This is a genomic window from Ruegeria sp. AA6, from assembly GCF_056542865.1.
Map to the genome: position 1 here is coordinate 225,003 of NZ_JBQGAN010000001.1, position 13,398 is coordinate 238,400.

10 protein-coding genes and 1 riboswitch are annotated in these 13,398 nt (G+C 56.2%); of the genes, 7 read left to right on the forward strand and 3 right to left on the reverse strand.

What is annotated here, in order from left to right:
* Window positions 1-1,812: a hypothetical protein gene (locus ACR0LN_RS01035; protein WP_480427101.1), complete on the forward strand. Its 1,812-nt coding sequence runs from the start codon at window positions 1-3 to the stop codon at window positions 1,810-1,812.
* Entirely contained in the window at window positions 1,805-3,088 is a 1,284-nt protein-coding gene (locus ACR0LN_RS01040) for a HupE/UreJ family protein (protein ID WP_480427102.1), read from the forward strand. Before ACR0LN_RS01035 ends, ACR0LN_RS01040 begins: the two co-directional genes overlap by 8 nt.
* 321 nt (window positions 3,089-3,409) lie before the next feature.
* On the opposite strand, the gene ACR0LN_RS01045 is transcribed toward ACR0LN_RS01040, so the two are convergent.
* From ACR0LN_RS01045 to ACR0LN_RS01055, 3 genes are all read right to left on the reverse strand, one after another.
* Window positions 3,410-4,513, reverse strand: coding sequence for a mandelate racemase/muconate lactonizing enzyme family protein (locus ACR0LN_RS01045; RefSeq protein WP_480427104.1), 1,104 nt, complete (start codon window positions 4,511-4,513; stop codon window positions 3,410-3,412).
* A gap of 307 nt (window positions 4,514-4,820) precedes the next feature.
* Entirely contained in the window at window positions 4,821-5,510 is a 690-nt protein-coding gene (locus tag ACR0LN_RS01050) for a glutathione S-transferase N-terminal domain-containing protein (RefSeq protein WP_480427106.1), read from the reverse strand.
* A 23-nt stretch (window positions 5,511-5,533) separates the two neighbouring features.
* Window positions 5,534-6,469 (reverse strand): alpha/beta fold hydrolase, encoded by a 936-nt coding sequence (locus ACR0LN_RS01055; protein WP_480427108.1) that lies wholly within the window; start codon window positions 6,467-6,469, stop codon window positions 5,534-5,536.
* Between the two features lie 133 nt (window positions 6,470-6,602).
* Window positions 6,603-6,680: riboswitch (SAM riboswitch) on the forward strand.
* A gap of 65 nt (window positions 6,681-6,745) precedes the next feature.
* On the opposite strand from ACR0LN_RS01055, the gene metZ reads away from it, so the two are divergent.
* The 5 genes from metZ to ACR0LN_RS01080 all read left to right on the forward strand — a co-directional run bounded on the left by metZ (window position 6,746) and on the right by ACR0LN_RS01080 (window position 13,349).
* Complete coding sequence (gene metZ / locus ACR0LN_RS01060; RefSeq protein ID WP_480427109.1) at window positions 6,746-7,936, forward strand: O-succinylhomoserine sulfhydrylase; 1,191 nt, start codon at window positions 6,746-6,748, stop codon at window positions 7,934-7,936.
* A 168-nt stretch (window positions 7,937-8,104) separates the two neighbouring features.
* On the forward strand, window positions 8,105-9,208 hold the full coding sequence (gene folE2, locus ACR0LN_RS01065) for a GTP cyclohydrolase FolE2 (RefSeq protein ID WP_480427112.1): 1,104 nt from the start codon (window positions 8,105-8,107) through the stop codon (window positions 9,206-9,208).
* Window positions 9,209-9,484: 276 nt separating this feature from the next.
* A complete protein-coding gene (locus tag ACR0LN_RS01070; RefSeq protein ID WP_480427114.1) occupies window positions 9,485-10,276 on the forward strand; it encodes a hypothetical protein in 792 nt (263 codons plus the stop codon).
* A gap of 50 nt (window positions 10,277-10,326) precedes the next feature.
* Window positions 10,327-11,775, forward strand: coding sequence for a TrkH family potassium uptake protein (locus ACR0LN_RS01075; RefSeq protein WP_480427116.1), 1,449 nt, complete (start codon window positions 10,327-10,329; stop codon window positions 11,773-11,775).
* The gene (locus ACR0LN_RS01080) at window positions 11,775-13,349 is read left to right on the forward strand and encodes a thiamine pyrophosphate-binding protein (protein WP_480427118.1); all 1,575 of its coding nucleotides are present in this window, start codon (window positions 11,775-11,777) and stop codon (window positions 13,347-13,349) included. Before ACR0LN_RS01075 ends, ACR0LN_RS01080 begins: the two co-directional genes overlap by 1 nt.
* Window positions 13,350-13,398: the final 49 nt, after the last annotated feature.

Below are 13,398 nucleotides of genomic sequence, written 5' to 3' on the forward strand. Positions count from 1 at the left end.
GTGAACAAAATTCTAATTTGGCGGTATCTGTGCCGACTATTCGTGATGCTGAGCGTGATGGTCTCGGGTGCACTGGACGTTTCAGCAGATGTCGTTTTGACAAACGGTTCGGAAGTCGCACCCAATATTGCTGTCCTTCATGTCAAAGATGATGGGGTTTACATCGACCTTGAGATCTATGTCGAAGATATTCCGTTGTTTGCGGATATGTTGCCAATCGGTTGGTCATCGGATTTCGTCGAGGGTGAGCCGGAGGCTGAACAGGAGTCCAATCAAGGCTCTGCCCAAGCCGAAAGCCGGGCGCTGTCTCTTGTTGGAAGGGACGAACGGGCTCTAAACACTGAAATCAGAAAGGTGGAATACCGAACGCGCATCGACCGGGCCTCGCCGCTTGCAGGTCAGCGCGATCCTTTCTCGGGTCAAATTGTTCCCAGCCCGCCAAAAGATCCGCGTGTTCTGTTCGTCGAAGTGTTCTTTCCGTTTCAGAACTCAGTTCCCAACGAGCTGACCATAATGCCTCCTTCGCAGGATGGCGAACCACTGGTGACAATCGGGATGCAGGTTTTTGACCGAGAGGTTCCGGTCACGGATTTCAGTTTCTTGGCAAAGCCGGCAGAGTTAAAGATTCACTGGCCTGATCCGTGGGACAGCCGCTTTTCTGCTGAAAGCCTGAATCGAAAAGCTCAGGATGGGACATCCACCTTTCTCTACATCGAACCTCGTGAAGTTCGGCATGAAACACTGATCCGCTTGCGTGAACTGGCGCCTTGGATTGGTGAAACTTTCGAAGTGGGGCAAACGCTTTCGCCACAACATAGCGCCTTGATCGTAAACCAGGCGGCGTCCTTTTTGGCTTCTCGAAACCCGGTGACCATTGATGGCAAGTCAGTGCGACCATCAAACGCTACTGCAACACTCCTGGAGCTGACATCTCAGGGTTTTCAGGTTGTCCAGCCGGGAAAGGAAGTGTCTGTGAACAATACGTTTATTGGAGCTATCCTGTCTTTCTCATCGGCAGACCTTCCCGATCAGGTGGCGGTCACTTGGGATATGTTTGACGAGGAAATTTCCCGCGTTACGACCATTTCAAACGATATCGCCGGGCCGTTCTTTGGAGCTGTTACACCTGCGGACCCTCAGTTTCACTGGCAGAACCACCTACTCCAATACCAAAGAGCATCTGTTACTCAGATTCCAGTTGAGCAGCAGAAACGGCAGAACCCTGCCGCGGCTTTGATCGCCGGGATTATCAGCGCCGTCTCACTCGGTTTTCTCCTGCTAACCAGGGGCAAAGTCGCAAAGCGTGCCAGTTGCGTGACTATGATTGCCGTTGCTTCGGCAACGTTTGTGTTTGCGGGATATTTGCTGGAATTACCCTGGAAAAAACCCGAGCCCCCTAAGCAGCAGGTTGCGGAAGATATACTGCGCTCGATGGTCGAAAACTTGACCACGGTGACGCTGGAAACTTCGCCGGCAGCAAGAAAGGCAGAGCTGGCCCACATTGTAACGGCAGCATCTCTGGGCGACATCGCAGCCGAGGTAGAACGTGGTCTCGCAATACGAACGCCAGGAGGCAGTCTTGCTACGGTTACTGAAATAAGAGACCTGAGTTTAGAGCGCGTTGACCCGACCCTCAAACCGTGTGGATTTAGCACTCTGGCCAAATGGACAGTGAAAGCCCAAGGTGGTCATTGGGGGCACGCCCATATACGCGCGGTTACGTTCCGGGTGCTAGCCGAGGTCGTACCTGAGTCAGGGCAATGGAAGCTGGATGGATTAACTGTAATCGAGGCCCGAGATCCAAATGCATGAGCGTTTAAGACCAAAGGTTTTTGCTTTCGGCGCTCTGTTTGTCGGAGTGCTTTTGTCACTGACGCTGTCAGCCTCGGCGCATTTTTTGCTAAACCTCAACGTTCGAATTTCGCATGTCGAGCATTCCGAAGGCGGTCTGGGTGTCTACATCCGTACGCCCATGCCTTATCTGGTTGCAGACAAGGTCGGTGATCAGGATGGTGATGCCTTGCCGAAAGCTGCACCATTCACGACTAATGCATTGAGCGACGGTCAGTTGGTGCACTTTGTCGACTTGCAGGCTGTCATGAGCGATCCTAATGGGCTGGGACAATTCGCCGAAGGTGGGTTGCATCTGTTGGTCGACAATCAGCGCTTAAGAGGAACAGTTAAGTCGGTTCGCTTGCATCAAGTTGGAAATGAGCCCGGATTTGCAACTTTGGCCGAAGCTCAACAGGCCGTGGACACCGCAACGGCCTTAACGCCACCGCTTTTTGTTGGTGACACAATTGTCGATCTCGTCCTGCATTATGACACTGACGGCCCGGTCCAATCTTACAGCATTACCAACGTGCTGGACCCCGGCTTGCCCGATCAGGACCAAACGGCCAACCTCATTCTCGACTACGCGTCAGACACACCGCAGATATTCCGATCTCGGGGCCTGATGACTGAACCATTGGTGGTTCAGCAAGAGGGGTATGGAGGATTCCTGAGTTTTGTCTGGGAAGGTATACGACATATCCTCGAAGGATCGGATCATGTTCTTTTTGTTGTGTGTTTGGTCATTGGAGCGCAGACCCTCAGGGCGCTATTGCTGCGTGCAACCGGTTTTACCGTTGGGCATAGCGTAACGCTGTCGCTGGGGTTTTTCGGGTTTGTACCATCGGGCGCGTGGTTTGTTCCTGCCGTTGAAACCGGAATCGCGCTTTCTATCATATTTGCAGCTGTCGCAGCGTTTATGAGTTTTAAGGACAATGCGCGCTCTGAAGTCACGATGGTGCTTCTGACAACGCTGATTGGCCTCTTGCACGGGCTTGGGTTTAGCTTTGTGTTGCACAAGATCTTGCAGGTCACATCTCCAAACATCTGGCAAAGCCTGCTTGCTTTCAATCTTGGCGTCGAGCTTGGCCAAGTTGCCATTATTCTTGCACTCTGGCCTGCCTTGATAATGTGTCGGCGCGTGAACTCCAGTTTGTGGGTGTCCCTACGAGTGGGGTTAGCCGGTGGATGTGCGGCTATCGCCTTCTATTGGACCTTTCAGCGAGTTGCCGAGGTTTATTCCACGTTGGCTTAAGGTCATTGCGATGGCACGTGCCGTGACGGCCGCCTGAGAGAAAAGCGGACATTCGGCTGTTCCGCAGCATAAGACAGATTGGGCTCAGACCTCGGTTTCGTCGCGGCTGGCACACATCTCGGCTTCTATGACGCGAACGACGGCGATTTAACAAAGACACTGCCAGATCAAGGATTTGCACAGATTTTCCGATGGCGCGTTACAGTTCGACTGCGGCGAGGGCATTGCTGCCTGAGCATTGGGCAGCTCAGAGCCCAGAACAGACTGGTTCGCTGCGGTGTAGCGAATGGCAGCTATGTAAAACGGAATTCGAAGACCAACCTAGTAGATATGGATTGGTTCTCCGAACAAATCCTCAGCCGGTGAAACACCGAGGCCGTGACCTGCGGGCAGTTTGATGTGCCCATCCTTCACTTCCAGACCACCGTTTTCGCAGTAGTGACCGTCAATGTAAGGTGCCGCCAGCCAAGTGCCTTCAAATAGCCGCGGGGTTACGGTGCTACCAATATGCGTGCAGGCTGCTGCAAGTATGTCTCCACCCCATGCGTCATCGCACGTATGAGGCAGATGTCTCGCGGCACATATGTCGCGGGCTGTCGTCATCGGGTGTAGGCCACCGAGACGTGTGAGTTTGAACCCAAAGCCGTCGGCGAGGCCGGAGCCTGCAGCGCCAATGACGGTGTTGAGATCATATGAGCTTTCGTCAAGATAGAGAGGATGCCGCAACAGCAGACGCAATCGGTGCAGTTCCTCGTTGGTCTCGCACGGTTGTTCTACAACAAATGGGATATGAGTGCATGCCTGACTGACATGGATGGCATCCCGGGTTGTCCATCCTCTATTGGCATCAATGGCAAGACGCATGCCACTGCCAGAGATGGCTTCCCAAACCTTGTGAATGACTTCGATGTCCAAGTCGGTTGGGTGTGCTCCGACTTTCAATTGCAAGCGACGATATCCCTCCATGCGCTTTTCTTTTGCGATCTTGGCGGCGTCTTCGGGCGTCTCGACGCCAATCGCATAGTAAGCGGGAACTAATTCTTGCACCGCTCCGCCCAATAGATCGCAAACGCGCAACCCAAGAGATTTGCCAATCGCGTCATGGACAGCAATATCAACAGCAGCCTTCGCGTAGGCATGGCCGCTGAGCAGTGCGTCCATCTTTCGATGGATGGCAAGCGGGAGCACTTCTGCGCCAATCAGATTTGGTGCCATCAGTGCAAGCGCGGCACGCGCCCCGTCTGCATGTGCGGCGGCGTAGAGCGGGCCGAGTGGACAGGTTTCGCCCCAACCGACCGTTCCATCATCGGTCACCAATTTTACCAGAGTTGTGTCAAGGGCGGAAATTTCGCCATACGACATTGTGTACGGACCATCCTTCACTGGCAGGTCATGCTGAAAAATGGTCAGTGAAGCGATTTTCATGAGCGAAACTCGGAGTGGTTAACTTATGGAAACCGTAGAGCCCACGTTCGCTGAAAGTTAGTCAGTTTGCGGCAAAATCGGTCGGAATATCTCAATAGTGGACATTGGCGCGACCGCAGCGAACGACAACGTTGTCCGCGACCTGTTAATTAGGTTTCCATCTTCGCTGCACCAACCATCAATGGCCGCTATTCTCGCTGTCGTGCGGCGGTGTATCCAACGCGAGTGCGGTATTTTCCGTGCTGCACGCGCGTGCAGCGAAGAATCCGATTTTACAGGTTGGGCTCATAGCCGCCATCAACCAATACTAGCGCTTGAACAAGTTGCTCTGGGCCTGTTTACCTCGGTTGTCCGTGCGCAATTCTGCATGAAGCGCCCGTCCGGTCTGGACCGCCGGACGGGCGCTCATCACCTCTAGCCAGCGGGCAAAGTGGGGTTTGTCGTCCAACACTTGCTGCTGGCCTTCCCACAAGCTGGCCCAACCCCAAATCGAAATGTCTGCAATGGAATAGAAATCACCCGCGACGTATTCGTTCTCGGCCAGCCGCCGGTCCAGCACACCGTATAGACGGGCGACCTCGGTGCGATAGCGGTCTTTGGGATAGGGAAGGTCTTGCGGTGGCTCCAGATTAGGCGCGTATTTTAGGAAGTGGTGCGCCTGACCAGCCATGGGGCCGACGCCGCCCATCTGCCACATCAGCCATTCTTCGACGGCGATCCTATCGCGTTCCGTTCTGCCATAGAACCGCCCGGTTTTGCGGGCCAGATACATCAGGATCGCGCCGCTTTCGAACACGGAGACCGGCTCGCCGCCGGGGCCATCTGGGTCGATGATGGCGGGCATACGGTTGTTGGGTGAGATTTTTAGAAACTCGGGGTCGAACTGATCGCCTGTGCCGATATTGATAAGATGGGTGGTGTAGGGCAGTTCCATCTCTTCCAGCGCGATGGATACTTTCCAGCCATTTGGCGTGGGCCAGAAATACAGGTCGATCATGATGCCTCCTCAGGTTGAGGGAATCATGAAGTTTTCTGTGCAAACGGCAAGAGCCCTTTTGGGTGGGGCAACGCAAAAAGCCGCGACCAGCGGCGGGTGGATCTTGTCGGCAGGCCGTTCCTGATAAGGGACAAGGTCAAACGATCCTCGTTACGCAGCAGGGCATTGTAGACGCGCAGTACGCCGGGGCGCGTATAACTGGACCAGTGGCAAATTCGTCTCTGAGGGTCCGCGACTGGGAAGATCAGGCGCGAAAGGTGGTCTAAGGTATGCGGGCAGTCGATTTGCAGCGTGACGGCGTTTGACGCATAAAAGCCAGCGCCGATGCAGCGGTCTCCACGTTGGGGAGGTTGGATCATCCATTCATACAAATAGTCGAACAGGTCGTTTTCGCGGCTTGTCACGTTGATGAACTCGGCCATCAGACCTGCAGGCGTGTCCAGCGCATCCAGTGCGCGGCTTTTGTAAACGGCCCCTGACATTGAGATGATGCGGCTCAGCGATCCGGGGGCAATGTGGTGCAATGCTTCCAGCGCCAGCTCAGCACCCATGGAGTGCCCGATAAAATGGATAGATCGCTTCGGGTTCAGTCTGCGCAATTCCTTGATTAATTCGGCCAACGCGCGCCCGGCGTCGACCGCACGGCGGCGCGCAACCCAAAGCGGGCCTTGTGCGTTCCAACCAAACGCTATCCCCAGGCCCTCGTCATCAAAACCGGCCTCAAACCCAAGTTGTTGCGGCCAACTTGGGCAGTGCCAGGGCACAGGTGTTGGGTAAAGCGACAGGATATGACGGTGAGGGCAGGCTTTGGCATCATCAGGGCGATACTTGTACCCGTGCGTCATGATGATAACTGGACCCTGTGTGTCGCATGTTTGTCGCAATACACCGTGCGGGGATTGCGGGCTTTTGTGTAGAGCGAGCGTGTCGCCCACGGCGTTGATCCTGATTACTGGCATCTGCTCTGCCTCACACAAGATGTTGTGGTGCCGATGTGTCATGACGCTATGACGGTTTGGTGAAAGGACGGTTACAGAACCGTGACGTTGCCCTTGTCAGGGTTGACGAGTCAGCAAGTGCGGCGTAAGGGCAACAACACTACGTGGCGATTTGTTACCGGATTGCGGGCCACGCTAAACAAAACCGCTAAAAGGTCAGGATGAAAGGCCCCTTTCGCTTGACCGCGTCTGGGGTTTTTTTGATGCCCTTGCCAGACAAGGGCCGAGAGGAATGACATGAGCGAGAGCTGGAACAAACGCACCCAAGCCGTCCATGGCGGCATCCGTCGCAGCCAATATAATGAAGTGTCCGAGGCGATCTTTCTGACTCAGGGATTTGTCTATGAAACGGCCGAGCAGGCCGAGGCCCGGTTCATCGAAACCGGCCCGGACGAGTTCATCTATGCCCGCTATGGCAACCCGACGGTGTCGATGTTCGAACAGCGCATTGCGGCGTTGGAAGGCGGTGAAGACGCTTTTGCCACCGCGTCGGGCATGGCGGCTGTGAATGCGGCTTTGACGTCGATGTTGCAGGCTGGTGATCACGTCGTGTCCGCCAAGGCCCTGTTCGGGTCGTGTCTGTATATTCTTGAGAACATCCTGACACGCTATGGGGTCGACGTTACCTTTGTGGACGGCACCGACCTTGACGCCTGGAAGGCTGCAATTCGCCCTGACACCAAGGCTGTGTTCTTCGAATCCATGTCGAACCCGACGCTTGAGGTGATTGACATCGCAGCAGTTGCAAAGCTGGCCCATGCGGTTGGCGCGGTGGTGATAGTGGACAATGTTTTTTCCACTCCGGTCTTTTCGCGCGCGATCGAGCAGGGCGCCGATGTCGTGGTCTATTCGGCGACCAAACACATTGACGGACAGGGCCGTGCGCTGGGTGGTGTCATCATCGGCACGAAGGACTTTATCCGCGGCACCGTCGAGCCGTACTTGAAGCATACCGGCGGTGCGCTCAGCCCGTTCAACGCGTGGATCATGCTGAAAGGTCTTGAGACCATGGCGCTGCGGGTCAATGCGCAAGCTGAAACCGCACAGATGGTGGCGGAGGCACTGGAAGGTCATGCCGCGCTGGAGCGTACGCTGTATCCGGGGCTGAAAACCCACGCGCAGAACGATCTGGTGCAGTCGCAGCTGGGCGGTAAGGGTGGCACGGTTCTATCGCTGGACATCAAAGGCGGGAAGGAGGCTGCGTTTGCATTCCTCAACGCGCTGACGATTCCGGTGATCTCGAACAACCTCGGCGACGCCAAGTCGATTGCCACCCATCCGGCGACCACGACTCACCAACGACTCAGCGATGAGCAGAAAGACGAGCTAGGTATCACGCCCGGACTGATCCGTCTGTCCATTGGTCTGGAAGACGCTGGTGACTTGCTTGCCGATATTAAACAAGCATTGGACGTTTCTCAGCGTTAAAACCGTTCTATATTCTGATAAGCCCGGATTGAAGCTGCTCGAATTAGGCCCAAGTGCCGATTTCCGTGCAGATTTTCATCCGGGCTGTGTGTTGATGCGTATACGGTTAAACTGGAAAAAGCGTCGAAGCTGTATATAGTCCGGCGACCAACCGAGGAACCCTGATCAATGAACCTGCATTCCCGTGACATTGATAACGCACCTGACAGTGATGAGGCCGCCGTCGCGCTGAAAACACTACGCAAATGGGCCGAGAACGCAACCGAAGCCGAAATCAGCCAGCTTGACCCGGCTATTGCACGCTTGGTGCCGGGGTTGGTTCCGGTGAATTATCCATCGCTATCACGTGACTACCCCGAGGGGTTCAACGTGGATGCGACCTACCGTGCGACGTTGCCTGATCTGCAGAATGGACCGTCCAGTCTGATCCGCGGGGCCAAGCAGCAGATACAGCATGTGGGTATCTCTAATTTCCGCCTGCCGATCAGATTCCACCGCAAGCACGGCGATGACCTGACTCTGCAAACATCTGTCACCGGAACTGTCAGCCTGGATGCTGAAAAAAAGGGCATCAACATGTCCCGCATCATGCGGTCGTTCTATAAACATGCCGAGCGCACGTTCAGCTTTGAGGTCATGGAGGCCGCGCTGGATGATTACATGACCGATCTGGACAGCTTTGATGCACGCATCCAGATGCGGTTCTCCTATCCGGATCGTGTAAAAAGTCTGCGGTCGGGGCTGGAAGGGTATCAGTATTACGACATAGCGCTGGAGTTGGTGGAGCAGAACGGCGTTCGCCAGAAAATCATGCATCTGGACTATGTCTATTCCTCGACCTGCCCATGTTCTCTGGAACTCAGCGAACACGCACGATCGCAGCGCGGCCAGCTCGCAACGCCGCACTCGCAGCGTTCAGTCGCGCGCATTTCCGTCGTCGTGGATTGCGACGCTGATTGCCTGTGGTTTGAGGATCTGATCGCGCTCTGCCGCCGTGCCGTTCCGACAGAAACGCAGGTGATGGTCAAGCGTGAGGACGAACAGGCCTTTGCCGAACTGAATGCCGCCAACCCGATCTTTGTCGAAGATGCCGCCCGCCTTTTCTGTGCTGAGCTTTTGGCCGATCATCATGTGGGTGATTTCCGCGTCGTGGCCAGCCATCAGGAAAGCCTCCACAGCCATGATGCGGTGTCGGTTCTGACCGAAGGGCCGACGTTTGTCGCAGCCAGCTTGGATCCACGCTTGTTCTCGACCCTGTTCCATGTCGGGTGACTACGCGGGGCCTGGGGAAGTCTCAAAGTAAGTCTATTGGCGATTTTTTGCCGCACCGCAGCAAGTAATGCTGCGCTCGCACTGGTTTCCGGGCTAAAATAGCCTGGAATGCAGCCGTGGTGTGCCAGCGTATCAACGCTCGCACCACTCTGAAAGGAAGCCGAGACGTGGTACGCCCCGGAACTTCAGGCCTTTGTAATCCGTCCGAGGGATCGGGACGGGGTAGGGTCGTTCTTTCCTTCGCAGGCTGCATCGCTTTCACAGGAGAAACGACTAATGAATCCGATTACCCAACCGCTGGAATTCCAGGCGGCGGCCATTCGTGTGGCTGGATACGCGGTTAGCAACCAACTGAAGATCATGAAAATTCTGGCCGACTCGGCCATGGAGCTGCCCTTCGTGCCGGTACACGCCCTGCACGCATCATCCTCGGTCCCCGCACCGGTAAAGGCTAAGCCTGAATTCAAGTCAAAAGCGGCCGCCACTAAGCCCGCCGCCAAAGCCAAAGTGGCGCCAACGTCGAAAACCAAACCGGTGGCAAGGACCAAAGTTGCACCGAAACCCAAAGCCGAATCAGCCAAGGCAGCGGCTGCCCCAGTAAAGGAACCGGTCGCAAAAACGGCGGCTAAGCCGGTTGCTGCCGCGAAACCACAGGAAGCGAAGCCGAGCGCCGCGCCCGCAAAGCCTGCACCCCGGACCCGTCGGTCAGCTGCGGTAGCCAAACCCGCGGCTAAAACGCAGACGGCTAAACCAACGACCGCAAAGGCTCCCGTTAAAGCGGCGGCTCAGAAACCAGCGGCTGCAAAGGCTGCAACGAAGCCCGCTCCAAGAACTGCAGCCCGGACCGCGGTGGCAAACGCAACCGCGAAACCCGTGGCACCGAAAATGGCGACCGCGACTGCTGCTTCTAAAACCGAGCAGACAAAACCTGCAGCGCCGAAACCGACGGCGGCAAAGCCTGCTGTAGCTAAAGCGGAACCGGCACAGGTTGCTGCGCCGCAGCGCCGGACACGCGCCCCTTCAAAGCCGCCTGCGATGCCCACACCTGGCAGCAAAACGGACGAGTAATCGGGACATCCGCTTGACACAGTCGTGCAGGCGCGCCAACGCTGCGCCTCATGACGGACATGCGCCCGGTTGGATATGTGATTGGCCTGTTGGTCGCCATTCTTGGGGCGACCATGATGCTGCCTATGCTTGCGGATCTTATCGAAGGCCGGGGCCAATGGCATGTATTCCTGGAAAGCGGCGTCATCACCATGCTGACGGGCGTCGTTTTGTCCATCAGTTGCTCAAACGGGGTGGGCGAAGGGCTGACCATCCGCCAGACCTTTTTGCTGACAACCGGTGTCTGGGTGGCGCTGCCTTTCTTCGGAGCCATTCCGTTTCTGTTTGGCGAGACCGATCTGCGCTTTGTTGATGCGTATTTCGAGGCGATGTCAGGACTCACGACCACGGGCTCGACGGTAATATCCGGCCTTGATGATCTGCCCCAGGGGCTGTTGTTGTGGCGCGGGTTGCTGCAATGGCTGGGCGGCATCGGTATCATTGTTGTTGCCATGGTATTCCTGCCCGAGCTTCGGGTCGGTGGGATGCAAATCTTCCGCTCGGAAGGGTTTGAAACCATGGGAAAAATCTTGCCACGCGCGCAAGAGATTGCGGGCCAGATTTCGCTGATCTACGTTTTTCTCACCTTTGTTTGCGCGCTGGTTTACGCCGGTTTGGGGATGAGCTTTTTCGACGCCGTCGTGCATTCTATGACGACGATTGCGACAGGTGGATTCGCAAACTACGATTCCTCATTCGCGCAGTTTTCAGGACCGACCGAATATGCGGCTGCGGTGTTCATGATCCTCGCGGCGCTGCCCTTTGTGCGCTACGTGCAGTTCGCCAATGGCAACACGAATTCTTTGTGGCAGGACAGTCAAATACAGACCTTTCTTGCCACGATCCTCGTGCTGGTTATCGTGATGGCGGTTTTTCTGACGTCGGTCTTTCCGCACCATTGGGAACAGGCATTCCGGGAATCCCTGTTCAACATCACTTCGATCATTTCCGGTACGGGTTATGCCAGTGTTGACTACATGACTTGGGGCAGTTTCCCGGTCATGCTGTTCTTTTTGATCGGCCTGATCGGAGGATGCGCCGGATCAACCGCCTGCTCGATTAAAATCTTCCGTTATCAACTGCTTTTCGCCTCGATCAAAACCCAGATTCGCCGCATCCGGTCTCCGCATGGCGTTTTCACCCCGCAATATGGCGGTCGCACGATTGGGACGGATGTTCTGACCTCGGTGATGAGCTTTTTCATGTTCTTCGTGCTGTCATTGGGGGTGCTTGCTTGGGCACTGGCGCTGACGGGGCTGGACTTTATTACTTCGGTCTCGGGGGCTGCCACCGCGCTTGCGAACGTGGGGCCGGGTCTGGGTTCCCAGATCGGGCCGTCAGGCAATTTTGCGGGGCTTAACGACACGGCCAAATGGCTATTGTCTATCGGAATGCTGGTCGGGCGGCTTGAACTGCTGGCCGTCTATGCGTTGTTCACCGTCCAATTCTGGAGAAACTAATGAGAAGACCTCTGGGTGCCCAGATCTCGCACATGTTGAAGGATCGTGGGGTCGATGTGATTTTCGGGATCCCCGGCGTGCATAATCAAGAAATGTATCGCGGTATCGAAGAGGCGGGGATCACCCATGTTCTGGCGCGCCACGAACAAGGGGCGGGGTTCATGGCCGACGGTTATGCCCGCGCGACCGGCAAGCCGGGGGTGGCCTATGTGATCACCGGGCCGGGGCTGTGCAATATCATGACGCCGATGGGGCAGGCCTACTCGGATTCGGTGCCGATGTTGGTGATGTCCTCTTGCCTGGACGAAACGCAGGCAATTCATGGCCAATTGCACCAGATGAAGGATCAGCGCGGGGCGGCGGAGACAGTGACGGACTGGTCCTGTCAGGCCAATACTGCGCAGGCTGCCTATGGGTTGGTTGAGCGGGCTTTCGAAGAATTCGAACTGTCCCGACCGCGCCCAAAGCATATTCAGGTACCGATTGCCCAGCTTGAGGCCGAGGCAGACCCAGCACCGTTTCCTAATCAACCCGGCTTGCGATCCAAGATAGTGCCGCCAGATGTTGCTCCGGTGTTGTCGCTGCTCAATATCTCGCGTCGGCCACTGTTCATTCTGGGCGGCGGCGCGCGATCCAATCTGTGGCGGCAAATTCTTACCCAGCTTGGGGCGGCTTGTTTCACCACCTATGCCGGTCGCGGTATGGCCGGGCTGAATTATGCGTTGGATTTCGGCGCAACGCTGCCCCGTCCCGGCAGTGCCGAGGTGATTGGGTCGGCAGATCTTGTTGTCGCTGTCGGCGCGGAACTGGGTGAAGTTGATCTATGGCGCGATACGCTTGGGCATAGTTCGCATCTAGTGCGGGTCGATCTTGACCCCGCAGTGCTGTCTGATCACCACCGCGCAAGTATCAAGCTACAGGCGGATGGTGAGGGGTTCGCGCAGGCCCTTTTGGCTGCGATCGATAATGTAAATCCCGCGAGTGGATGGGCGCCCCAAGAGGTCGCAGCAGCCCGCCAGCGTTGGCGCGCTGAATCGGATGCCGAGCGACCGGGGATCATGCCTGTTTTGGATGCGCTGCGTGGCGCGATGCCAGCAGATACGATGATCTATTCAGACATGACTCAAATTGCCTATGTCGCGAAAGAAGCCTGGGACATGCCTTATCCCTATCACTGGCATCACCCGACCGGGTTCGGCACGCTGGGCTATGGCTTGCCTGCCGGGATAGGTGGCGCTGTGGCGCGTCGGGGCAAACCTACGGCCGTCATCGCAGGGGATTATGGATTCCACTACACGATGATGGAACTTGGCGTGGCGGTCGAACTGGGCCTGTCGCTGCCCATCATCCTGTGGGACAACGGCAAGCTGAAAGAGATTGAAGACAGCATGGTTCGTGGCCAGATCGCACCTAATGCTGTCGTTGCCCGGAACCCTGACTTCTGCAAGCTGGCCGTGGCGTTTGGAGCGTTGTCCGCGGCTCCGTCCAATCTCGAAGAAATGCAAGCCGCTGTGCGGGGCGCCTTTGATGCGCCGGTTCCAACTTTGATCCGCGTGACGCCGGGCATCGTTTAGTCACAAAAAAACGCCGCCTGAAGAGGCGGCGTTTTTTCTTTCCCTGTTC